At 59.6% G+C, this 22,656-nt stretch carries 22 protein-coding genes and 1 tRNA gene; 10 read left to right on the plus strand and 13 right to left on the minus strand.

Annotated features, from left to right (window positions below; translation table 11 throughout):
* Nucleotides 1-27 precede the first annotated feature (27 nt).
* The 3 genes from BM152_RS06100 to BM152_RS06110 are packed head-to-tail and all read right to left on the minus strand — an operon-like array spanning nucleotide 28 to nucleotide 3,877.
* A complete protein-coding gene (locus BM152_RS06100) occupies nucleotides 28-408 on the minus strand; it encodes an RNA-binding S4 domain-containing protein (protein WP_066599247.1) in 381 nt (126 codons plus the stop codon).
* Nucleotides 409-3,279: a helicase-related protein gene (locus BM152_RS06105; protein ID WP_066599250.1), complete on the minus strand. Its 2,871-nt coding sequence runs from the start codon at nucleotides 3,277-3,279 to the stop codon at nucleotides 409-411. It abuts the gene before it with no gap.
* A 40-nt stretch (nucleotides 3,280-3,319) separates the two neighbouring features.
* Entirely contained in the window at nucleotides 3,320-3,877 is a 558-nt protein-coding gene (locus tag BM152_RS06110) for a tetratricopeptide repeat protein (RefSeq protein WP_066599253.1), read from the minus strand.
* Between the two features lie 91 nt (nucleotides 3,878-3,968).
* On the opposite strand from BM152_RS06110, the gene BM152_RS06115 reads away from it, so the two are divergent.
* The 3 genes from BM152_RS06115 to BM152_RS06125 all read left to right on the plus strand — a co-directional run bounded on the left by BM152_RS06115 (nucleotide 3,969) and on the right by BM152_RS06125 (nucleotide 7,143).
* A complete protein-coding gene (locus BM152_RS06115) occupies nucleotides 3,969-4,259 on the plus strand; it encodes an SCP2 sterol-binding domain-containing protein (RefSeq protein WP_066599255.1) in 291 nt (96 codons plus the stop codon).
* 47 nt (nucleotides 4,260-4,306) lie between these two features.
* Nucleotides 4,307-5,248 (plus strand): alpha/beta fold hydrolase, encoded by a 942-nt coding sequence (locus BM152_RS06120; protein ID WP_066599257.1) that lies wholly within the window; start codon nucleotides 4,307-4,309, stop codon nucleotides 5,246-5,248.
* A gap of 74 nt (nucleotides 5,249-5,322) precedes the next feature.
* The gene (locus tag BM152_RS06125) at nucleotides 5,323-7,143 is read left to right on the plus strand and encodes a M3 family oligoendopeptidase (protein WP_082715268.1); all 1,821 of its coding nucleotides are present in this window, start codon (nucleotides 5,323-5,325) and stop codon (nucleotides 7,141-7,143) included.
* A gap of 152 nt (nucleotides 7,144-7,295) precedes the next feature.
* Here BM152_RS06125 and BM152_RS06130 read toward each other — a convergent pair whose 3' ends face one another.
* A complete protein-coding gene (locus tag BM152_RS06130; protein WP_066599260.1) occupies nucleotides 7,296-7,613 on the minus strand; it encodes a DUF4389 domain-containing protein in 318 nt (105 codons plus the stop codon).
* Between the two features lie 191 nt (nucleotides 7,614-7,804).
* On the opposite strand from BM152_RS06130, the gene BM152_RS06135 reads away from it, so the two are divergent.
* Nucleotides 7,805-8,974 (plus strand): dipeptidase, encoded by a 1,170-nt coding sequence (locus BM152_RS06135; RefSeq protein ID WP_066599263.1) that lies wholly within the window; start codon nucleotides 7,805-7,807, stop codon nucleotides 8,972-8,974.
* A 256-nt stretch (nucleotides 8,975-9,230) separates the two neighbouring features.
* Here the strand turns inward: BM152_RS06135 and rpoH are convergent, their stop codons facing one another.
* Both rpoH and BM152_RS06145 read right to left on the minus strand, forming a co-directional pair.
* Nucleotides 9,231-10,127, minus strand: a complete 897-nt coding sequence (gene rpoH / locus BM152_RS06140) for an RNA polymerase sigma factor RpoH (protein WP_066599266.1) — start codon at nucleotides 10,125-10,127, stop codon at nucleotides 9,231-9,233.
* A 368-nt stretch (nucleotides 10,128-10,495) separates the two neighbouring features.
* On the minus strand, nucleotides 10,496-11,515 hold the full coding sequence (locus BM152_RS06145) for an RluA family pseudouridine synthase (RefSeq protein WP_066599269.1): 1,020 nt from the start codon (nucleotides 11,513-11,515) through the stop codon (nucleotides 10,496-10,498).
* On the opposite strand from BM152_RS06145, the gene BM152_RS06150 reads away from it, so the two are divergent.
* The gene (locus BM152_RS06150; protein ID WP_066599273.1) at nucleotides 11,514-11,831 is read left to right on the plus strand and encodes a DUF6476 family protein; all 318 of its coding nucleotides are present in this window, start codon (nucleotides 11,514-11,516) and stop codon (nucleotides 11,829-11,831) included. The genes BM152_RS06145 and BM152_RS06150 overlap by 2 nt on opposite strands.
* A 584-nt stretch (nucleotides 11,832-12,415) precedes the next feature.
* On the opposite strand, the gene BM152_RS06155 is transcribed toward BM152_RS06150, so the two are convergent.
* Nucleotides 12,416-12,492 (minus strand) — tRNA-His (locus BM152_RS06155).
* A gap of 204 nt (nucleotides 12,493-12,696) precedes the next feature.
* On the opposite strand from BM152_RS06155, the gene BM152_RS06160 reads away from it, so the two are divergent.
* Nucleotides 12,697-12,885, plus strand: coding sequence for a DUF6324 family protein (locus tag BM152_RS06160; protein WP_066599277.1), 189 nt, complete (start codon nucleotides 12,697-12,699; stop codon nucleotides 12,883-12,885).
* 51 nt (nucleotides 12,886-12,936) lie between these two features.
* On the opposite strand, the gene BM152_RS06165 is transcribed toward BM152_RS06160, so the two are convergent.
* Together BM152_RS06165 and BM152_RS06170 are read right to left on the minus strand one after the other, a co-directional pair.
* Nucleotides 12,937-13,413 (minus strand): MmcB family DNA repair protein, encoded by a 477-nt coding sequence (locus BM152_RS06165; protein WP_066599703.1) that lies wholly within the window; start codon nucleotides 13,411-13,413, stop codon nucleotides 12,937-12,939.
* A gap of 315 nt (nucleotides 13,414-13,728) precedes the next feature.
* On the minus strand, nucleotides 13,729-14,040 hold the full coding sequence (locus BM152_RS06170; RefSeq protein WP_066599280.1) for a hypothetical protein: 312 nt from the start codon (nucleotides 14,038-14,040) through the stop codon (nucleotides 13,729-13,731).
* 231 nt (nucleotides 14,041-14,271) lie between these two features.
* Between BM152_RS06170 and BM152_RS06175 the strand changes: the two genes are divergently transcribed.
* Nucleotides 14,272-14,841 carry a carboxymuconolactone decarboxylase family protein gene (locus tag BM152_RS06175; protein ID WP_066599282.1) on the plus strand — a complete coding sequence of 190 codons (570 nt, stop codon included), beginning with the start codon at nucleotides 14,272-14,274 and terminating at the stop codon, nucleotides 14,839-14,841.
* Between the two features lie 154 nt (nucleotides 14,842-14,995).
* On the opposite strand, the gene nusB is transcribed toward BM152_RS06175, so the two are convergent.
* The 4 genes from nusB to BM152_RS06195 form a co-directional block, all read right to left on the minus strand.
* Nucleotides 14,996-15,493, minus strand: coding sequence for a transcription antitermination factor NusB (gene nusB / locus BM152_RS06180; protein WP_066599285.1), 498 nt, complete (start codon nucleotides 15,491-15,493; stop codon nucleotides 14,996-14,998).
* Nucleotides 15,490-16,035 carry a 6,7-dimethyl-8-ribityllumazine synthase gene (locus BM152_RS06185; RefSeq protein WP_066599287.1) on the minus strand — a complete coding sequence of 182 codons (546 nt, stop codon included), beginning with the start codon at nucleotides 16,033-16,035 and terminating at the stop codon, nucleotides 15,490-15,492. Before BM152_RS06185 ends, nusB begins: the two co-directional genes overlap by 4 nt.
* A gap of 2 nt (nucleotides 16,036-16,037) precedes the next feature.
* Nucleotides 16,038-17,156, minus strand: a complete 1,119-nt coding sequence (gene ribB / locus BM152_RS06190) for a 3,4-dihydroxy-2-butanone-4-phosphate synthase (protein ID WP_066599292.1) — start codon at nucleotides 17,154-17,156, stop codon at nucleotides 16,038-16,040.
* A gap of 157 nt (nucleotides 17,157-17,313) precedes the next feature.
* Complete coding sequence (locus tag BM152_RS06195) at nucleotides 17,314-17,913, minus strand: riboflavin synthase (RefSeq protein WP_066599295.1); 600 nt, start codon at nucleotides 17,911-17,913, stop codon at nucleotides 17,314-17,316.
* 310 nt (nucleotides 17,914-18,223) lie between these two features.
* Here BM152_RS06195 and BM152_RS06200 point away from each other — a divergent pair, with 310 nt between their 5' ends.
* The 3 genes from BM152_RS06200 (at nucleotide 18,224) to BM152_RS06215 (ending at nucleotide 22,639) form a co-directional block, all read left to right on the plus strand.
* On the plus strand, nucleotides 18,224-19,528 hold the full coding sequence (locus BM152_RS06200; RefSeq protein WP_066599705.1) for a capsule biosynthesis protein: 1,305 nt from the start codon (nucleotides 18,224-18,226) through the stop codon (nucleotides 19,526-19,528).
* Nucleotides 19,529-19,748: 220 nt separating this feature from the next.
* Nucleotides 19,749-20,879 carry a polysaccharide biosynthesis/export family protein gene (locus BM152_RS06210; RefSeq protein ID WP_170845858.1) on the plus strand — a complete coding sequence of 377 codons (1,131 nt, stop codon included), beginning with the start codon at nucleotides 19,749-19,751 and terminating at the stop codon, nucleotides 20,877-20,879.
* 5 nt (nucleotides 20,880-20,884) lie between these two features.
* Entirely contained in the window at nucleotides 20,885-22,639 is a 1,755-nt protein-coding gene (locus BM152_RS06215; protein ID WP_066599298.1) for a capsular polysaccharide biosynthesis protein, read from the plus strand.
* Nucleotides 22,640-22,656: the final 17 nt, after the last annotated feature.

Here is a 22,656-nt window from a genome sequence, read left to right on the forward strand (position 1 = left end):
GCGCCCTAGCTAGCCGCAAGTGCCGGATCATTCAAGCATGTCTGCACGGGAAAGGAGGCCGGTGCGACGATCTTTCTTTGTCGGACGCCCTTTTCCCTCGAATCGCGGCGATGGCGGAACACGGTCCTCTTTCGCCACTTCCGGCGTCAGATCCGCATAAAGCATCTGCGCCTCGGGGGCCGGTCCGCGCCGTGTGCCACAGGCCTCGATCCTGACAATGCGAATCTGTCGGCCCTGCGCAAAGGTCAGAACATCGCCCGCGCCCACGGCTGTTGCGGCTTTCGAGACCTTGTTGGAATTGATCCGCACATGGCCCCCCGTGACCTGTTTTGACGCAAGGCCACGGGTTTTGAAAAAGCGGGCATACCAAAGCCACTTGTCGAGACGAATGGTCTCCCGCTTCTCCATTTACTTCTTGTCCTTGAGCCCCATAAGCGCCGCGGCGAAGGGGTTGTCGGGATCAATCGGCTTCTCTTTGCGCGGCGGGCGAGCGGAGAAGGTCTTGGGCTGGTTGTCTCCCTTGCCGCCATCGCGACGGGGTTTGCCACCTTTTTTGCCCTGCGGCTTGCCGCCCTTCTTGCCTTGCGGACGCTCGCCACCTTCGCGGCGCGGGCCACGACCGGCGTTGCGATTGCCGCCACGGTTTCCGCCCCAGGTGAAGGTGTAGAACACTTCCATCTCGGTTTCAGGCAGGCCCGCATCCGCCGCCACACCTTCAGGTGTTTCGGTATCTGCGAATTGTGCGGCTTCATCCTCGGCAGGTGCAGGTTCCGCGATTTCCGCAGAAGGCGCTTCACCCTCGTCGGGAATCTCTGCGGCCACACCGGAGAGGTCCGCCGGAGCGTCCTCAGTGGTTTCGGCCGGAGCGGCTTCTGCCTCGATCACCTGATCGACGGCTTTCACCTTCACACGTTCGCCTTTTTCGGCCTTGTAGCCCATGCCGCCCATCAGATCGGCAAATTGCTCAAGCGTCATACCGGTGATCGAGAGCATATCCGGATTGGCTTCGAACCCGCCACGGCTGTCCTGACTGCGCAGAAGGTCTGCGAGACGTTCCAGCATATCGATCCGAATCGCGCGCGAACCGGAGAGACGGTAGCCCGACATCGGATAATAACCGTCCGGTGCATCCGCCACGGCTGGGATCGTCACCAGTCCCGGCGGGGGGCTGTCGGGGAAGACATCGAATTTCGCGTTCAGCGCCCAGAGCAACAGACGCAGGCGCGTCGGTGCCGGTTTGAGCAGAAGCGGCATGAAGATCGTGTATTGTCCGAACCGCACCCCGTGTTTGCGCAGCGCGCCACGGGCATCCTGATCCAGTTCCTTGACCTCTTGTGCCACCGCTTCGCGCGGGATCACGCCGAGGTTTTCGACCAGACGGAAAGCAAAACCGCGTGCCAGCCCTGTAAGGGTCTCGTCGCGGGACATGTTCAGAAGCGGCTCGAAGAGCGTCGCAATCTTACGGTCGATGAAATGTTGCAACCGGCGCTGGACTTTCTCCGCGACATCCTGCGCAACACCGTCATCGACGAAAGCCACAGCACGCGGTTTGAGCGCATCATCGCCCGCAACCAGCTTGCCCACGGCATGTTCGCCCCACATCAGGCCACCTTGTTCGGTGAAATCCATTTCCGTGTCCGGCGCATTATAGAACCGGTCCGCCCGCAGGCTGAACTCCGGCGCCAGAGCGGCCATCGCTGCTTGCGCAAGCGTCTTGGCCTCATCCGGCGTTGCCGCCTTGTCCTGCTGGAAACGGAAACCCTCAAGACGGCCGACGAATTCGCCCTCGACCGTCACTTCACCCTTGTCGTTCACTTCGGCCACAAGGCCCTCCTTTTGCTTGAGCCGCCGAAGGAGCACACTCGTCCGCCGGTCCACAAATCTTTGCGTCAGTGCCCCATGAAGCGCATCTGACAATCGGTCTTCTACAGCGCGGGTCGCGCCGCGCCAATGGCTTTCGTCATCGACCCAGTTTTCACGCTGCGCAACATAGGTCCAAGTGCGAATATAGGCGAGTCTTTTAGACAGAGTGTCAATGTTCCCCTCTATCCGGTCAATGCGTTTGATCTGTTCGGCCAGCCAATCGTCGGGAACCCGCCCATATTCGTGCAAAAACTCGTAAATCCGCTCCAGAAGCGAGGTGTGTTCCCCGTGGCTGATTCCCCGAAAATCAGGAATGCGGCACACGTCCCACAGCAACCGCACGTCTTTCGTGCCGCGCAGGCGCGGGCGCACGGTTCTCAGATCCGCCAGCGTCTTGAGTGATTTGAGGTCATCCGCCTCGCGGGCCTTGACTAGTGACGGATCATTCGGCGCGATCTCCAATGAGGCGATGAGCCGGTCCACCGTGCCGAACTCAAGCCGCCCGTTGCGCCAATTGAGTTTCTTTTGCGGGGTAAAGCGATGCTCCTCGATGGCTTCGATCACCTCCGCGTCAAAGGGCTCCGCCTCCCCCGTCACGCCAAAGGTGCCGTCGGTCTGGTAGCGCCCTGCCCGCCCCGCGATCTGCGCCAGCTCGTTGGGCATCAAGGGCCGCATCCGCCGCCCGTCGAATTTCACCGTCGATGAGAAGGCGACATGGGTGACGTCGAGATTGAGCCCCATGCCAATCGCATCCGTGGCAACAAGGTAATCCACATCGCCGTTTTGATACATCTCCACCTGCGCGTTGCGTGTGCGCGGGGACAAAGCCCCCATGACCACCGCCGCCCCGCCCTTCTGACGGCGCAGCAATTCCGCGATGGCATAGACATCATCAACAGAAAACCCGACTATCGCGGCGCGTGCGGGCATCCGACTTATCTTTTTCGAACCTCCGTAGGTCAGACGCGAAAACCGGTCGCGGTGCATGAATTGCGCCTTAGGCACCAGTGTCGCGATCACCGAACGCATCGAATCAGAGCCCATGAACAGGGTCTCATGGGTGCCGCGGGCATTCAGAAGCCGGTCGGTAAAGACATGGCCGCGTTCCGGATCGGCGCAGAGCTGGATTTCGTCAATGGCCAGAAAATCCGACCCCATCCCCGTGGGCATGGCCTCGACCGTGCAGACCCAATATTGCGCGCGCGGCGGCACGATACGTTCCTCGCCCGTCACCAACGCCACAACAGACGGCCCCCGTGCAGCCACGATCCGGTCATAGACCTCACGCGCCAGAAGCCGCAACGGCAGGCCGATGACGCCCGTGCGATAGGACAGCATCCGCTCGATCGCGTAATGGGTTTTGCCTGTGTTCGTGGGGCCGAGCACTGCCGTGATCCGACCGGTCATGCCCGTCATTGGCTTCGCCTTTTCGTCTTTGATCCGAGTCGTGTGGGTTTTAGAGCGCCGTGCCCTCAAGCGCCAGTTCAAGACGCGCAATCCGCTCCGAAAGCCCTTCCATCTGCGGGTGAATTTCCTGAATTTTCAACAGAACTTCCAGCGCACGCGGACTATCCCCGATCTCTTCAAGCACAAGCGCAAGACCGGACAGCGCCCCGAAATGGCGCGGTTCGCGGCTCAGCACCACGCCGATATCGGCAATCGCCGGACCGTAGAGCCCCGCCATATAATAGGCCGTGGCACGCGCATTGTAGCCTTCGGTAAATTCCGGCGCATGATCCACCAGCGCGGTCAGATGCCCGATGGCCCCCTGCACATCACCGGCCTCCATCGCCGCACGTCCGCGCTCCAAGAGCAGATCCATCGCATCCGAACCGGAGCGCGACAGTTCCATGGCAATTTCCTGTTCGATCTGGCCCGCATCATAGACGTCGGCCACCGCGAGGTCGGAAAACAACGCATCCAGCCGCGCCTGATCGACGGCAAAAGCCGCAGAACCGGCAAAAACGAGCCAGAACGCAACGGCACATTTGAGAAACTGTCGCAATGCTTTCATAACAATTTGGATTGTAGCTTTCTGATGCACATGTTCATAGTCACAAAAGAGTGGCCATACAGACTGTGCCAGACCAACCGGAGAAATACCTATGAGCGATCTCATCACCAAAGCCGTATCGGCACTGAACGAAAAGATGACCGGCGGCTTTGACGCTGGCGTTGCGAAATTCGTGATCGAAGGCGAAGGCGCTATTGTTGTCGATGGCGAAGGCGCCCGTGCCGCAGACGATGACGCCGATGTCACCCTGACCGCCGATGTCGAAACCTTCCAAGGCATCATCGAAGGCGAAGTGAACCCCACCGCCGCCTTCATGCAGGGCAAACTCTCTGTAGATGGCGACATGGGACTTGCCATGCAGCTTGGCTCTGTGCTTGCCTGAGACCAAGCGCGTGTTTTTGTAGCGAGTTGAAAGTTGAGTGAAGCGCCATGGCCGAGAACGCACCCTTTTTCGATGATCTGGCCCAAGGCCCCGAAGGCGGAGCGGCCTATTGGCTGACCGCGTCGGACGGGGTGCGTCTTCGCGTCGGGCTCTGGCCCAAGGATGACGCCAAAGGCACGGTGTTTATCCTGCCCGGTCGCACGGAATGTCTCGAAAAATACGGACGCGGTGCGGCGGATCTGGCCGCCCGCGGCTTTGCCTCTCTGGCGGTGGACTGGCGAGGTCAGGGCATTGCCGACCGATTGTTGAAAGACCGCCGTATCGGCCATGTCGAGGATTTTCAGGACTATCAGAAAGATCTGGACGCGGTGATCGCGCTGGCCGAAGAAAAAGCCATGCCGAAACCGTGGTTCCTGATCGGGCACTCTATGGGCGGTGCCATCGGGCTGCGTGCGCTCGTCGAAGGCAAACCCTTTCAGGCCGCCGGATTTTCCGCGCCGATGTGGGGGATTGGCCTGACGCCGGTGCAGAAATTCATGCTCCGCTTTGTCTCCCCCGTCCTGCATCTTCTGGGCCTGCAAAACAGGCTTGCGCCGGGAACGAAACCCGAGACCTACATGATCTGGAACGGGTTCACCGACAATCTTCTGACCTCCGACCGCGAGATGTTCGACTATATGACGCATCAGGTCGTCACCCGCCCCGAACTCGGCCTTGGCGGGCCGTCGTCGCATTGGGTCGTGGAGGCGATCCGCGAAAACGACTGGGCCTTCGAGCTTGATCTGCCCGACGTGCCCGCGCTGTGTTTCCTCGGCGGCGACGAGCAAATCGTGAACACGCAGGCGGTCAAAGACCTCGCCATGCGCTGGACATCCTGCGAATTGGTGACCATTCCCGGCGCACGTCACGAGGTGCCGATGGAAAGCCCCGCCACACGCGCGCTGTTTTATGACCGGCTTGCCGCGCTTTTTACCGAAAGCGCGCGTTAATCCCGCCGACCCCTTTGCATCCCGCAGCCAGACTCCCTATCTCTTGGACAACACTGAGAATTAGGAGAGATGCGATGCGGTTCACGCGGCAAAATATGGTTTTCGATGCAAGCGCCGACAAAGGGGCCAAAGACTTCGGAGACCTGCCGGATTGGGATCTGACCGATCTCTACCCCGCCACAGATGCGCCCGAAGTGAAGCGCGATCTCGACTGGCTCGAAGAGGCCTGTGCCTCTTTCGCACGCGACTATGAGGGCAAGCTTGCCGATCTCGACGGCGCGGGCATGTATGAATGTATCCTGCGCGACGAGCGGATATCTCAGGTCGCGGGGCGTTTGGGCTCTTTTGCGGGGCTTTTGTATTACCAGAACACTGTAGACGGCGAACGCGCCAAGTTCTTTTCCGACATTCAGGACAAGATCACGACCTACACCGCGCCTTTGGTGTTTTTCTCCCTCGAAGTGAACCGCATCCCTGACGAAACGCTCGAAGAGATGCTCAAACACGAGGGGCTGTCGCGCTACCGTCCGATCTTTGAGCGGATGCGCAAAATGCGGCCCTATCAGCTTTCCGACGAGTTGGAGCGCTACGAGCACGACATGTCTGTCGTGGGGGCCTCTGCATGGAACAAGCTCTTTGACGAAACCGTTGCCGATCTGAAATTCGAGGTGAATGGCGAGACCCTCGGGCTTGAGGCCACCACCACGCTGATGTCCGAACCGGACCGCGACCTGCGCGAAGCGGCAGCGAAAGAGATCGCCAAGGTTCTGGGCGAGAACATCAAGATTTTCACGCGTGTTCACAACACCTTGGCCAAGATGGGCGACATCGAGGACAAATGGCGCGGGATGCCGACGCCGCAAACCGGTCGCCACCTGTCCAATGATGTGGAACCCGAAGTGGTCGAGGCGCTGCGCAATGCGGTTGTTGCCGCCTATCCGAAGCTCTCGCACCGCTATTACGAATTGAAACGCAGCTGGCTCGGTCTCGACAAGCTGCAAGTCTGGGACCGCAACGCCCCGCTGCCGCTCGAAGAGACCCGCACGGTTGATTGGGATGAGGCGCAAAAGACGGTCATGGAGGCCTATGCGGGCTTCTCCCCGAAGATGGCCGAAATCGCAGAGCCGTTCTTCACCAAGGGCTGGATCGACGCAGGCGTAAAGCCTGGCAAGGCACCGGGTGCCTTCGCGCATCCGACCGTCACCGATGCCCACCCCTATGTCATGCTCAACTATCTGGGCAAACAGCGCGATGTGATGACGCTAGCGCATGAGTTGGGCCACGGCGTGCATCAGGTTCTCGCCGCCGATCAGGGGGAACTTCTGGCCAACACACCGCTAACGCTGGCCGAAACCGCGTCCGTCTTTGGCGAGATGCTGACCTTCCAGAAGCTGCTGAAAGGTGCCGAAACCCCGACAGAGCGCAAGGTTCTTCTGGCTGGCAAGGTCGAGGACATGCTCAACACGGTGGTCCGCCAGATCGCCTTTTATGATTTCGAATGCAAACTGCACGAGGCGCGCAAAGGCGGGGAACTGACGTCTGACGACATCAACCGGCTGTGGATGTCCGTGCAGGGTGAATCTCTGGGGCCAGCATTCGAATTCATGGACGGCTACGAGGTCTACTGGTCCTATGTGCCGCATTTTGTGCATTCGCCCTTTTACGTCTACGCCTATGCCTTTGGCGACGGTCTGGTGAACGCGCTTTACGCGGCCTACACCGAACAGCCCGACGGATTTCAGGAGAAATATTTCGACATGCTCAAAGCGGGCGGCTCGAAACATCACAAGGAACTTCTCGCCCCCTTCGGGCTGGACGCCTCCGACCCGAAATTCTGGGACAAGGGCCTGTCGATGATTTCCGGCTTTATCGACGAATTGGAAGCGATGGAGTGAGAGCCGATTCCCGTTAGGGATCATCGCCCTAGTGGAGCGATTAAGGTTCGAACGGGCGGTGCCCCACGATCCCGCGAGGGATAATCGCTCCACAAAACACAAAGCCCCGCTCAACCGGCGGGGCTTTTCATTTTGACAATAGCGCGTAAGCCTCAGTCCAGCTCCGTCCAGGGCCAGGGCTTCACCTCGCTATCGCCCGTGATGTAGCGCGTGGCCTTGGCATACCAGATTCCCACATCCGTGCCCGCATTCGCCACACGATCATTGGGTTTCTTGCCATTCACCAGAAGAATGATCGCCTGCAAAATCGCAAGCACGCCAATGATGGTGGAGGCGAGGTTCATCATGATCCAGATGAGGATCGAATAGAGGATACGCGCCCCCATATTCTCGGTAATTTCCTCCGGACGTTTGTCCTTTGCTCCGCCCATGTCGGGCATTACGTGGTCGAATTCATGCGGGTCGGCCATGGCGATTCCTTTACGTTACCCTGCGCCAGTCTAAAGCCTTCTGCCTCAAATCTGAATCACCGATTTGCAAGCGCCCCCGCCATCCCGCATCAGCACAGGGTGATCCGCCGGCCTGACGCAAGGTTTCTCTTGGCGGCGTTGCATTCGCGCTCATAGGCTTGCCGGACATATGACAGACGGGAGGAGATTTCATGGTGAAATGGATAGGACGCGGCCTCGGCATCGTGCTGGTGGTCGGGGCGGTGGTGTTCTTCGGAATATTGCCCGGCATTGTGGAGAAGGGACAGAACTCTGTTGCAGACCATGCCCCCTACCCCGTCACCGCCGAAGCGCAGGCCCTGCACGACAGCCTGACCATCGGCGATCTGCATGCGGACAGCCTGTTGTGGAACCGCGATCTCTTGAAACGCGCAGATCGGGGCCATGTGGATTTCCCGCGTCTCAGAGAAGGCAATGTCGCCGTTCAGGTCTTCACCACAGTGACCAAAAGTCCTGCTGGCCAGAACTATGACCACAACTCCGCCGACGCCCGCGACAACATCACGCTTTTGGGCATTGCCCAACTCTGGCCGGTGAAAAGCTGGTTCAACCTGACCGAGCGCGGACTCTATATGGCGAAACGGATGCAGCGCTATGAAGAGAAAGCGCCCGAACAGGTGAGAATCCTGCGCACCAAAAGCGATCTCGATGACGTCCTCGCCGCCCGCGCCAACGGGCATGCCCTGACCGGTGCGCTAATCGGGTCTGAAGGCGGGCATATTCTCGAAGGCGATCTCGCCAATCTCGACCGCATCTATGACGCAGGTTTTCGCCTGATGGGGCTGACGCATTTCTTTGACAACGCGCTGGGTGGATCTCTGCATGGTGAGGAAGAACACGGGCTGACCGACTTCGGTCGCGATGTGGTGCGGGCGATGGTCAACAAACATATGGTGATCGATCTGGCCCATGCCTCGCCGCAAATGGCGCGGGAGGTGATCGAAATGACCGATCAGCCGCTGATCCTGTCGCATACGGGCATCCATTCCCATTGCGAGGTGAAACGAAACTTCCCCGATGAGTTGATGCAGCAGATCGCCGCGACAGGTGGTGTGATTGGCATCGGCTATTGGGCAGATGTGACCTGTGACGCCTCCCCCGACGGGGTTGCCCGAACGATCAAGGCTGCGGTCGATCTGGTCGGCGCGGATCATGTGGCGCTCGGCTCCGATTATGACGGCTCTGTCGCGGTGGAATTCGACAGTTCCGAACTCGCCGCGCTGACACAGGCGCTGATGGATCAAGGATTGAGCGAGACGGAGATTGCCAGCGTCATGGGCGGCAATATGGTCCGCGTCCTGCGCCAGATTTTGCCGGACTAACACCTTTCGCATAAAATTCGGGCGCCCTATCAGGGGCGCCCGTCCTCAACGCCTTCCCCCCGCTCTCGCTCCCGCCACCGGACACCCTCCAAGCGTTCAATCACAGAAGCCGAAACGTGCGCAACAGGTGGTTTCTCCGCGTTATTCGAGCCGGTTTTGCGCGACATCCCATGTCAGCACCATCAGCGCAGGGTGAGAACAAAGAAAAAGGGGCGGCCTCGGCCACCCCTTTGACAGAATTTTCCGCATCCGGCGATCAGACGCTTTCGAGAAGCCCCTGCTCTTTCGCCAGTTCCTGCATCCGCTTTTGCAGCTTTTCAAAGGCACGCACTTCGATTTGGCGGATACGTTCGCGCGACACGTTATATTGGCCGGACAGTTCTTCCAATGTCACGGGCTGGTCCTTCAGACGACGCTGCATCAGGATGTCTTTTTCCCGATCATTGAGCACGTCCATCGCCTTCACCAGCAACTCGCGCCGCGTGTCCATTTCATCGCGGGCTTCATAATCTGCGGCCTGATTCGCGTTTTCGTCTTCAAGCCAGTCCTGCCATTGCGCGGACCCTTCGTCATCGCTGCCGACGGTGGCGTTCAAAGAGGCATCACCCCCTGCCATCCGCTGGTTCATCGACACGACTTCCGCCTCGGTCACACCCAGATCATGCGCGATCTGTTTCACATTCTCGGGGCGCAAATCGCCATCCTCGAACGCGCCGATCCGCGCCTTGGCCTTGCGCAGGTTGAAGAACAGTTTCTTCTGCGCCGATGTCGTGCCGAGTTTCACCAGTGACCACGAGCGCAGGATATATTCCTGAATGCTCGCGCGAATCCACCACATCGCATAGGTCGACAGGCGGAAGCCCTTTTCCGGATCAAAGCGTTTCACCGCCTGCATCAGGCCCACATTGGCCTCGGAGACCACTTCGGCCTGCGGCAAGCCGTAGCCGCGGTAGCCCATCGCGATCTTGGCGGCCAGTCGCAGGTGGGAGGTCACAAGCTTATGCGCCGCAGCGGCATCCTCGTGATCCACCCAGCGCTTGGCCAGCATGTATTCCTCTTCGGGTTCCAGCATCGGGAACTTGCGGATTTCCTGCAAATACCGGTTCAGGCCCTGTTCCGGACTCGGAGCCGGCAAATTTGTGTAATTACTCATGTCTCACATCTCTCCCATGTCGCGGCGCCTTGGCTCTCTGTCTATGTAACAAGACTTAACATTCCATCTAGGAAAGCACATTTGTGCTTTCAAGGGGCCGCGACACATTTCCCAATGCCTTTCCACACATCCCTTGAATCTCAAGCCGATCGTGAAAGAGGCGCTACATCAATACGTTGCATGGTGTTTCCCGACGGCCCGGACGCCGGTTTCCTTCGCAAAACACCATAGCTTCAAGGTTTGAACGGAGGATGGCCGATATTCCGGCATTTCTCCAAGCAAAAGCGTCAAGATTTCACCGATCTCACAACCATGTGGCCTTTGTTACACTCCGACGCAGGCCCGCCCATAGATTTAGCCCCATGCGCCTAGAGATGATCGAGAAGCTGCTGCATGTCCTCGGGCAGAGGGGCCTCGAACCGGATCTCCTCGCCGCTGACAGGGTGAACAAAACCCAACACTGCCGCATGAAGCGCCTGACGGGGGAAGTGATCCACCGCCTCACGCGCCGCCTCGGAGAGTGCCTTGTGGTTGAGCTTGCGCCGCCCGCCATAGGTCTGGTCCCCGACAAGCCCGTGCCCCGCATGGGCCATATGCACGCGGATCTGGTGCGTGCGTCCGGTCTCCAGCCAACATTCCACAAGCGCCAGTTGCGGCGGCGTCCCGAACAGGTCCAGAACACGCGCGCGGGTGATGGCATGACGGCCCTCGGTAAAGGACACGGCCTGTTTCTGACGATCCGTCTTGTGACGTCCCAGAAGAGTCGTGATGCGCAAGATGTTCGAGCCCTCGAAACTCACGCCCTTCACCCCCCGCAGACGCGGGTCCATCGGGTCCGGTGCCCCGTAAACCAACGCGTAATATTGGCGCTCGACCGTGTGTTTCTCGAATTGCTTGGCCAGCCCCTGATGGGCCTTGTCGGATTTGGCCACAACCAAAAGCCCCGATGTGTCCTTGTCGATCCGGTGCACAATGCCGGGGCGCTTCTCCCCGCCGATTCCCGACAGGCTCTCACCGCAATGATGCATCAGAGCATTGACCAAAGTGCCCGACGGCGACCCCGGCGCCGGATGCACCACCATGCCGACCGGTTTGTTCACCACGATCAGGTCGTCGTCCTCATAGATCACATCCAGCGGAATATCTTCGGCCTTGAGCTCGATCTCCGTGGCCTCTTCCACCGTGATCTCGATCCGGTCGCCTTCCTTGACCTTGCCCTTCTGGTCGCTCACCACGACCCCGTTGAGCTTCACCGCCCCCTCAGAAAGCAATTTCACCAGACGCGACCGCGACAGCGTGGCTTCTTCTGGCACATCGCGGGCAATCGCCTTATCAAGACGTTTGGGCGGGTTCTCCGCAATGGCAAAGGTAACGGTGGTCACAGGCATGGATGATCCGACAAACAAGGGCTTCGAGATAGACCCGAAAGAAGCGGCAGGGCTGACGCTGTTGCGACGGCTGGTCACCGGACTTCTCGGGGTGATGATTGTCGGGTTTCTAGTGCTGATCGGCCTCCTTGTCACGCGCTTCCCCGATTTTGACGCACCCACGCCAGACTGGCCCGACACGCTGGCCCTGCCGGATGGCGTCGAACCGGAGGCTGTGACCCGTGGCTCTGACTGGATTGCGGTGGTTGCGGGGGATGAAATCCTGATCTTCGATGCCGAAACCGGCACGCTGCAACAGCGGATATCCGTAGACTAAGGCCGTGGACGAAAGCCACACACGAAACCCCACCTGCGCAACAATGCACTACAAATAGAGAACGCGACGCCCTCCCCTGCGCCGCGTTCCAACCTTTTGAACCCTGAAACCCCGTGGTTCATCAGGCGATTTTCAGGTGCTTTTCCTAGACGCGCCCGTCCACCTCGCCCTTGCAGCATTCATGTGCTGCGAATGCGAGCAACAGGACTGGCAAAAAGACCAAAGCCGAATAGAGTGCTCCAACGAAATAAAGATGCATATTATCCTCCCTTTTTGAAATATTAGCACAAAATTCCAAAAATTGCTACATTTTGTCGCAGCCTGAGCGAGAGTCAGCTTTTCTCCATACAAGTCAAAGGGCTGAGGGTAGAGAGATAGCCCTACCCCGCGCAGCGCATTCAAAGAGGACAGGCAACGGAAACAGACTCAGGCGCTGATATGAGGGCCGAGCCTCCGGCGTCTTTGTCGCGGGCTCAGAGAGGGGAAAACGAGGGGAGACATCCGCGCACAAAAGCCTTCGCAAGCGCAGAAAAATCTGCCGCGAGAGCCGTGACGTAGACAAAGCCGGAGATGAAGAAGAAGGGTGGTACCACCTCCCCGGCTCGAACGGGGGACCTCCTGATCCACAATCAGGCGCTCTAACCTACTGAGCTAAGGCGGCACTGACGGGGGATGTACTGTCCCGCGCCCGTGAATGCAAGAGGCAGTTTGAGCAAAAATGCCACAAAGCCGCTATGTTTTTCGCGAAAGCAATGACAAAGCCATGCCACGGGGGCCGGTGCGCCGCGCCACAAGGCCAGAGCCGGCTTGCCTCCGGCGCGTCAAAGCCTTAAATGCGGGTTAATCCATAAGGGAGCCACGGACCATGGGCATCAACTCGGAACAAGACATCGAAGCCAATCTCCAGATCGGGCCGACCTCGCTGGGTATGGTGCGTATGTTTATCGAGGCCACAGGCGGCATTGAAATCCCGATGGATTTCGAACCGGAAGAAGCCGAAGAGATTGCCGAAGAACTCCGCGCCGCCGCCGCTCAGGCCCGCAAGGTCAAGTAATCGCGCAAATGTCGCGTGCCTCCGGCGGGAGTATTTTCCCCACGGAAAACCCTATTTATCTTTGAACATCCCCGCCACGCCCGGATCACGGTAGCTCTGCAACCGTGTGGCCGCCGTGCGGGCGACATTCAAATGGAGCGCCTTGCGTCTGGATGCGGGCAGTCTGCCCTCCTCGGGGTGGCGTATGATCTCCGCCCCGAAGCCGTCCGCGAGAATCAGCCCCGCCTCATCCGGCAGGATTTCGACAGGGAATCCGGCATCAACCGCAAAGAAATAGCGGTCGCACCAGTCCAGATAGCCCTGCCATTTATGGTCCGAGGTAAAGTCCGCGCGGCCGGATTTACATTCGATCACCCAGACCTCGCCTTTCGGCCCCAGCGCCATGACATCGACGCGCAGGCCGCGGGCGGGCACAAATTCCTCCACACAGGCAAAGCCGTAGCCGCGCAAGTGGCGGCAGACACCACGGGCGAGCATTTGGCCCGGCTGCATCGGCGCGGCTGTGGAGGGAGGATCAAGATCGGACATAAGAGAAACCTGACCCAAGGAGCGGAGAAATTCAACGCCCTGCCCTTGTCCTTCGCCCTGCAACGCCCTATCTGCGGGTGCAGGCGGGATCTGCTCGTTACGTACACATGGGCGCAAGACTCCGGTGGCCTTAAGCAACCGAATGGGAGCTGGCTCTGTCAGGACCGTGGTTCTGTTATCTGGTGCCCACCTGATATATCAGGCTTCGGGAGCATACGCGTCGCTACGGATGCTGCGGTCCCCCGCCGCCATACCAAAACGCGCCCTCACTTCGGGGCGCGTTTTGTTTGGGCATTGATCTGTGGACACAAAGACTTAGCGGCGCTTTGCTGTGACTTCGACAGGCACAGGTTCCAGCGCGACCAAAGGAAGATCGTCGCGTTTGCCGCCTTGATCCTCATCCTCGCTATCGGCCATGCGCATGATCGTGATGGCGAATTGCACACCGGAGAATACGATCCCGTTGGCGAACCACAACACGATCACCGCAATGATGCCCGCGTCGTTATGGGTCACAAGGTGCCAGAGATTCGCGACGTTAAAATACAGCAGCATCCCCACAAACCCCGCCGCGATGGCAAAGCCGATCAGCACCTGCGTGATGTAGAGTTTAACGAGTTTGGGCATAAACGGTCTCCTGAACCTGACACAATCTCAGCTAACACAAAACCACTGTGAAATCTGCCCCCGACAACGCGGCACGTCGTCGCGTGTGGTCTTTGGCTGCCCCGCGTGGGCCGATTGTGTCAGAAAGTGACGCTTCGATTACATTTGAGTGATCACTCAATAAATAACTTGAGCAATCACTCAAAAATAAAGTATCACCATATCAAGCACACAAATTCAAAAGGACTGCACATGACCCCCTTCCCTTCCCATGATACCGATTCCGCGCCTGAAGGCTCCAAAGCCCTGTTGGAAGGCTCCCTCAAAGCATTTGGCCGCTACCCCGGCCTGCACAAGGTTCTGGCCGAAAGCCCGCAGGCATTTGAGGCTTACCAGGTCCTACACCGCCTCTTCACCGAGACCGAATTTGACGCCGATGAGTTGACCGTGGTCTGGCAGTCGATCAACGTCGAGAACGAATGTCATTACTGCGTGCCCGCGCACACAGGCATTGCCAAGATGATGAAAGTGTCCGACGAAATCTCCAACGCCCTGCGTGACGAGACGCCGCTGCCCACAGAAAAACTCGAAGCCCTGCGCACCTTTACCGTGAAAATGGTCCGCGAGCGCGGTTTTGTCAGCGAAGAGACGCTGGATGCGTTTTTCGCAGCCGGTTACGGCCACCGCGCGGTGCTGGACGTGATCCTCGGCATGGCGCAGAAAACCATCTCCAACTACGTCAACCACGTTGCGGAAACACCCGTGGACGAGGTCTTCAAACCGCTGGCATGGACCCGCTCCGAGACGCCGCTTGACGTCTAAGGCCAGCCTTTGAAACGACAAAACCCGACCTTAACCGGTCGGGTTTTTCATGTTTTGGGACCACTTTAAACGAAACCTCAAAGCCCAGACGAAAGCCTTAAAAGGCTTCCGGCTTCACTTCACATGCTGGATTTGCTCGTTCCAGACGAAAGCCTTAAAAGGCTTCCGGCTTCACTTCGCGGGCCATATGATCCAGCACAGCATTGACGAATTTCGGCTCACGGCCATCGGGATAGAAGGCCTTCGCCACATCCACGAACTCGACAATCACCACCTTGGGCGGCGTCCGACCGGACAAAAGCTCGCCGCCAGCCGCGCGGAACAAGGCGCGCAGCGTCGAATCGATCCGCGCAATCGGCCATTTCGCCACCAAAGCACGGTCGGTCATCTGGTCGATCTTCGCCTGATCGTTCACGGCAATCTCGGTGATCTCGTGGAACAGGTCGCTGTCGCCGTCGATAAATGTGCCCTCTTCCTCGGTCTCCAGACCAAAGAAATGGTCGTAGAACTGGCGACGCACCTTGTCGACGGTCATATCCGCCGCTTCCATCTGAAACAGCGCCTGCGTGGCATAGAGCCGCGCTGCGGATTTCATCTCGCGCTTGGTGGGCGGTTTCAGACGTGCGTTCTCGCCAGTGTCGTTAGAAGTCATGCGTTTTTCGGTCCTGTCGCTTGTCCGGCAAGTTTGATCGCGTCGGAATGGAAGCCCACGCCCTTGCTCGGAGCAGCCCATTTGCGCGAAAGTGCGATGAGATGCAAGGCCGCAGCCGCAGCGCCGCCGCCTTTATTTTGCCCTTTGCTCTCGGCACGCACCACCGCCTGCTCGCGATTTTCAACCGTCAGGATGCCATTGCCGATGCAAATCCCCTGCAATCCCATCAACTGAAGCGCGCGCGAACTGTCGTTACACACGGTCTCATAATGGGTGGTTTCGCCGCGAATGACACAGCCCAGCGCAACGTAGCCGTCGAAATTGGACATCTTGTCGGCAATCGAAATCGCGGTTGGAACTTCGAGCGCACCGGGCACCTCGACCAGATCCCATGTGCCGCCCGCCGCTTCAATCGTGGCCTTGGCCCCTGCAACCAACTCGTCGGCAATGTCCTTGTAATAAGGCGCAACGACGATCAGCAGCTTTACAGGCGCTTCGAATGTCGGAAGGTCGAGAATGTAATGCTCTTCAGCGGCAGCCATGGTTATGCCCCTTTCGTGATTCTGCGCGTGCCAACGATTTCAAGACCGAAGGCATCCAGCCCCGGCACTTTCGGCTGCGGGCTGTCGGTCACAAGGATCAGCTCGCTCAGCCCGATGGCCGCAAGGATTTCCGCCCCGAGCCCGTAGCGGCGCAAGGTTTGCGGGGAGGTCTCTTCATCCTCTTCCGCCAGTTTCATCCGCGTGTCCCGCAACAACACGATCACGCCGCGGCCTTCTTCGGCGATCACTTCCATCGCGCCTTCGATCTCGCGCGAGGTCTTGCCAATGCCCAGCACATCTTCGAGCGGGTTCAGGTTATGCACCCGCACCAAGGTCGGCGCTCCGTCAGAGACATCGCCCTTGACCAGAACGATATGTTCGGCCCCGTGCAGGTCATCCGTGTAAACCTGCATATTCCAGTCGCCGCCGAATTCGGAGACAACCGGACGCTCTTCGGTTTTCGTCACGAGGTTATCGTGGCGGCGGCGATAGGCGATCAGGTCGGAAATCGTGCCGATCTTGAGATTGTGCATCTGCGCGAAAGCCACCAGATCGGGCAGACGCGACATGGTGCCGTCTTCCTTCATGATCTCGCAGATCACCGACGAGGGCATCAGCCCCGCCAGACGCGCCACATCGACACCCGCCTCGGTGTGACCGGCGCGGACAAGCACGCCACCGTCACGCGCACGCAGCGGGAAGACATGGCCCGGCGTGGCAATGTCGTCAGCGGTTTTCGACGGATCAATCGCCACAGCCACCGTGCGGGCACGGTCATGGGCGGAAATGCCGGTGGACACACCCTCTTTCGCCTCGATGGAGACCGTAAAGGCCGTCTCGTGGCGCGAAGAGTTGTTGGACGCCATCATCGGCAGGCCCAGCGCATCAATCCGCTCGCCGGTCAGCGTGACACAGATCAGCCCGCGCCCGTAGGTGGCCATGAAGTTGATCGCTTCCGGCGTCGCCATCTGCGAGGGGATCACCAGATCACCTTCGTTTTCGCGGTCTTCGTGATCAACGAGGATGAACATCCGCCCGTTACGGGCATCTTCGATGATCTCTTCAATCGGAGAAATTGCGGCTTCGTAGCTGTCGGGGGTCGGCGTGGTATTGTCGGACATGAGTCTCAGGCGGGCCTTTTCGGGAATTCGGTCGCCTTTCCGTACAAGGTTGCGCCGCCAAACGCCAGAGAATTGCCGCACCTGTTGATGCAGCTTTTTTACGCAGTTTGTTAAAAATTCCCGTCAGGCTTGGCCTGCCCCGCCACGCAATGCGTGGTCAGACCTGCCACTCCTGAAGCCGCGCCACATAGCGCGCCAGCGTGTCAATCTCCAGATTGACCTTGTCGCCCACGGCCACGCCGCCCCATGTGGTGACCTCTTGCGTGTGTGGAATGGCATTGATGCCGAAACTCGTGCCTTCCACCTCGTTTACGGTCAAAGACGTGCCATTGAGCGCGACCGAGCCTTTCGGCGCGATGAATTTGGCCAGCGCTTCGGGGGCCTCAAAGCGGATCCTTGTGCTGTCGCCCTCGTCCACCATCGCCGTGATCTGTGCCACACCGTCCACATGGCCCGACACGATATGCCCGCCCAACTCGTCGCCAAGTTTCAACGCCCGCTCCAGATTGAGCTTTTTGCCGGTCTGCCACGCGCCGATGTTGGTTTTCGACACGCTTTCCGCAGAGATTTCCACGTCGAACCAGTTTTGCGGCTCGGTTCCCAGCGCGACCACCGTGAGGCACACGCCATCACAGGCAATCGACGCGCCGATCTCGATCCCGTCGACATCATAGGCACAGCCGATCCGCGCCCGCAGATCCCCGCGTTTTTCCAGTTCCAGAACCGTGCCGATATCCGTGATGATCCCTGTGAACATGCTCTCTCCAGATGATACCCCGCGCCAGCGACAGGCGGGCGCAGGTGTTAGTGTCCGTGCCAGAGGTAGCGCCCCGCGCGCGCCGCTGCAAGTCGCGCGTTGCGGGTGGGGCGACACTTGCCCGTCGCTTACCCATCGCTTGCCCGGAGGCCCTATCGCGCCACAGGATCGTGTCTCTGGGATGAGCACGAAGAAAAGCACGGGGAAGGAAATGCCACATTTCCGCCTTACTTTCGCGCCACACAGAGGTTAACTCAAGGTAAACCCCGCGTATCTTCCTGAAACACAACCGTTTGCACATCCTATGCCCATGAAACCCACAGACGTTCCCGCCTCTGCCGACAAACGGGTGTTCCTGATGTTGCAGGGGCCACACGGGCCGTTCTTCTGGGCGCTTGGCAAGATGCTGCGTGCGGCAGGTGCGTCGGTCTGGCGTGTGGGGTTCAATGCGGGCGACCGTGCCTTCTGGTTCTCCAGCCGGAGCTTTCTGCCCTACACCGATCCGGCCGACCACTGGCCCGAGCGCTTTGCCGAGATTGTCCGCGAGAAATCCGTCACCGACATCGTGCTTTACGGCGACACCCGCCCCGTCCATGCGCTTGCAATCGAGAAGGCCCGCGCGCTTGGCCTGACCATCCATGTGTTCGAAGAGGGCTACATCCGCCCCTACTGGGTGTCCTACGAGCGCAACGGATCGAACGGCAACTCCACCCTCATGTCGCTCTCTGTCGAAGATATGCGCAAGGCTCTGGCCAAGATCGAACACGACAGTATCGAGCCCCCCGCCCATTGGGGCGACATGCGCCAGCACATCTTTTACGGCGCACTCTACCACTGGTTCGTGATGTTCCGGAACTCCGCGTTCAAAAACTATCGCGGCCACCGCGAACTGCCCGTGACCAAGGAATTCCTGCTGTATTTCAAACGCCTGACCCTGATGCCCGCTCACAGACTCTCGCGGGCATGGCACACACGCGCCATCCTTGCCGCAGGCCACCCCTTCCATATCGCGCTGTTGCAACTCGAACATGACACCAGCTTTCAGGTCCATAGCCCCTATGCGACCATGCCCGAATTTATCGCCGATGTGATCGAAGGCTTTGCCAAAGGCGCCCCGCAGCATCACCACCTCGTGTTCAAGGCGCACCCTCTGGAAAACGACCGGCGCAATCTGCGCCATGAAATCCGCCGCCTCTCCGCCCAGTTCGGCGTCGAATCCCGCGTGCATTTTGTGCGGGGCGGCAAACTGCAACGCCTCTTGCACAGCGCCCGCTCCGCCGTCACGGTCAATTCCACCGCCGGACAACAAGTCCTCTCGCTGGGGATACCCCTGCGCATTCTGGGACGTGCGGTCTATGACAAACCCGAATTCGTCTCCCATCAACCGCTGGACGAGTTCTTCGCCCGCCCCGAACGGCCCGACACCCGCGCCTATCGCGATTACCGGCAATTCCTTCTGGAAACCTCGCAAGTGCCCGGCGGGTTCTATTCCAAACGGGGACGGCGGCAACTCCTGCGTCTCGTGGTGGACCTGATGCTCTCCAAAGAGGCCCCCGATGCGGCCCTGATCTCCGGCTCCGCCCCGCCGCGCCAGCCTCTGCGCGTGGTCAATTAGACCTGAGCCCCCGCCAAAGCGGCCTCAACATCGCCGCGTAGCCCCCTATATCCTGAGGGAAATTTCCAAATCACCACATTCCCTATGACCGCCGCGTCCTGCGCGCAACACTTGACCGAACGTTCCCGCCCGAGATGCCCCTCACAGTGGATTTTTATGTCGCCTTTGGTTAACGTGTCGATTAGACCCGATAAAAATTTGGGGCAGAGGAGTTCGAGCTGTGCAAATCCTGACATCGCGCATCACCCGCGCTGTGGCACTTGTTGCCATCACCGCGAGTCTGTCGGCTTGTGGCCTTCCACGATCCGGCCCCAACAAGAAAGAGATTTTTGCAGGCTCCGTTCTGGAACAAGGCGATTCCTTTGTTGTGGCCGTCAATGACCGCGTCACGGCAGCCACCGCCATCACCGAAGAACTCGGCTTCTCCTCCGCCTTCCAGAACGCCGGCGTTGTCGGCTCCGACACCATTGCCGCAGGCGACGTTCTGTCGCTGACGATCTGGGAAAACGTCGATGACGGGCTGCTGGCCGGTCAGGGCGCCAACGCCACCGTCCTCTCCGAGGTTCAGGTCGACGGCAGCGGCTTCATCTTCGTGCCCTATGCAGGTCGCATCAAGGCCGCAGGCAACAGCCCCGAAGCCATCCGCCGCATCATCACCGAAAAACTCGACACCCAGACCCCCGATCCGCAAGTCATGGTCACACGCGCCGCAGGAGACGGGGCCACCGTCACCATCACCGGCCAGATTGCAGGTCAAGGCGTCTACCCGATCCAGCGCCCCACCCGTCGCCTGACCGCCATGCTGGCACAAGCCGGTGGCGTCGCCGTCGATCCGGATATCGCGCAGGTCAAAGTTATTCGTGGCAGCAAGTCCGGCACGGTCTGGTTCGAAGACCTCTACAAGAATCCGAAATACGACATCCCGCTGCGCGACGGCGACCGCATCCTCGTCGAAGCCGATCCGCGCTCCTTCACCGCGCTTGGGGCGACGGGCGGTCAAAGCGTCATCAATTTCGAGACCCGCAATCTCTCCGCGATTGAAGCCATTGCCCAAGTCGGCGGGCTGCAAACCAATTCCGCCGATCCCACAGGGGTTTTCGTGTTCCGCAACGAACCTGAAGCGATCGCCAAACAGGTGCTTGGTCGCGATGATCTGGTCGGTCCCCAGCGCATGATCTACATGCTGGACCTGACCCAGCCGAACGGCCTGTTCCTTGCCCGCGACTTCCTGATCCGCGATGGCGATACGATCTATGTCACCGAAGCGCCGTTCACCCAATGGCAGAAAACTCTGGGTGCAATTACCGGCGCAACCAGCTCTGTCGACTCGCTGGCCAGCATCGGCGAATAGGCCCGATGGTCGATCCCGACCGCAACGCATCCCAAGCCGCCCCGCATCACCTGTCGGGGCGGCTTTCCTTTGCGCCTCCCTTGCTGTTCGAACGTGTGCAGGACGAGCCCGATCTCTCCTACGCCTCGCTGGAAGACTGGGACGCCTTGCTCACCCGCAGCCCTCTGGATGACAGCGCATTACTCAATCGCGCACGCGATGCGATGGCGTGGCTCGTTTCGTTGAATTTGTCCAAATTTGCGACCCTTCCTTCGCAGGATGCCCTGCCAGATGTTCCATATGTGCTCGTTCTGGATCAGCCCAAAACCGCAGATCAGGCCCCGAGCGAGGCCGATATGGCCGAAATGCTGGTCTTCGCCCAGACGGAGATCCTCAACGCGCAGGTTGCGATCCTGCCCTGCCCTGACGGGTATTTCACCGCCCATGACGATCCTAGGATCATCCTGCTTTCCGAAGACAGCGCGCTCTATCCCCTTCTGGAAAACGCGACCGCAGTCTACACCCACAGCGCCGGTTACGGTTTCGACGCCATTCTCGCCGGACATCGACCCCGCGTTTTCGGGCAGCCTTGGTATAGCAGCCTTGGCCTGACACAGGACGAGCGCCCCGACCCCTATGCGACCCGCCGCCTGACCCGCGTCCAGCTCTTTTGCGCCGCCCTCATGATGGCGCCCCAATGGCGCGCAGGAGATAAGGCGCTGGAGATTGAAGACCTCCTCGCCCGCCTTGAAGCCCGCCAACGCGCCGTAACGGAGGATGCGGCGGGTTATGTCGCCTCCAACATCCTGCCGTGGAAACGCCCTTTCCTGCGCCGTTATCTTGGCAGGTCGCAGATCGTCTTCACCGATGACCCTGACAGCATCGCCCGCCACAAGGCCGCAGGGCTTCGCCACCTCGCTTGGGGACGTACACCGGAGGCCGAATTGCGGCTCGAAGACGGGTTCCTGCGCTCGCGCGGTTTGGGCGCGGCTCTGGTGCGGCCCCTGTCTCTGGTGCTTGATGATACGGGAATCTACTTTGACCCGACACGGCCCTCACGGCTCGAACAACTCATCACCGCCCGCGCCGAATTGACCCCGCATCAGCGCCACCGGATCGAGCGTTTCGTCCAGCGTCTGACCTGTTTGCGGTTGAGCAAATACAATGTTGGCGACGGGTTGCCGGATCTGCCGGAGGGGCATCGCATTCTCGTCGCCGGACAGGTTGAGGACGATGCCTCGATCCAATGTGCCGCAGGCGAGATTGCCACCAATCTCGATCTTCTGACCGCCGCCCGCGCCGCGCATCCCGAAGCGGTGATCGTCTACAAACCTCATCCTGATGTGGAAGCCGGTCTGCGGCGCGGCAAGGTGCCCGAGGCGCAAGAGATCGCAGATGTGATTGCCACGAAGGCAGATCCTTTAAGTCTAATCGAGGCCTGTGACGAGGTCTGGACCATGACTTCGCTCATCGGTTTCGAGGCCCTGCTCCGCCACAAACCCGTGACCTGCACCGGTGCGCCCTTTTATGCCAGATGGGGTTTGACGTCCGACAGAAGTCCGACGCTTGTCCGACGTAATGCCGCACCCGATCTTATGGGCCTCGCCCATGCCGTTCTGCTCGACTATCCGCGGTATTTCGACCCCGAAACAGGGGCCACTCTAGCCCCCGAAGAGGCGCTCGAACGGCTCGCCATCGCACCGCAGGGACGCAGCCGTGCGATGCAATATGCGCTGGCAAAACTGCGCCAGTTCCGCGCCGCCTTTCTTGGGCTTCGCTAGAGTGTTTTATTGAAAAT

Origin of the sequence: Celeribacter halophilus (genome assembly GCF_900114135.1) — a bacterium.
GTDB lineage: Bacteria > Pseudomonadota > Alphaproteobacteria > Rhodobacterales > Rhodobacteraceae > Celeribacter > Celeribacter halophilus.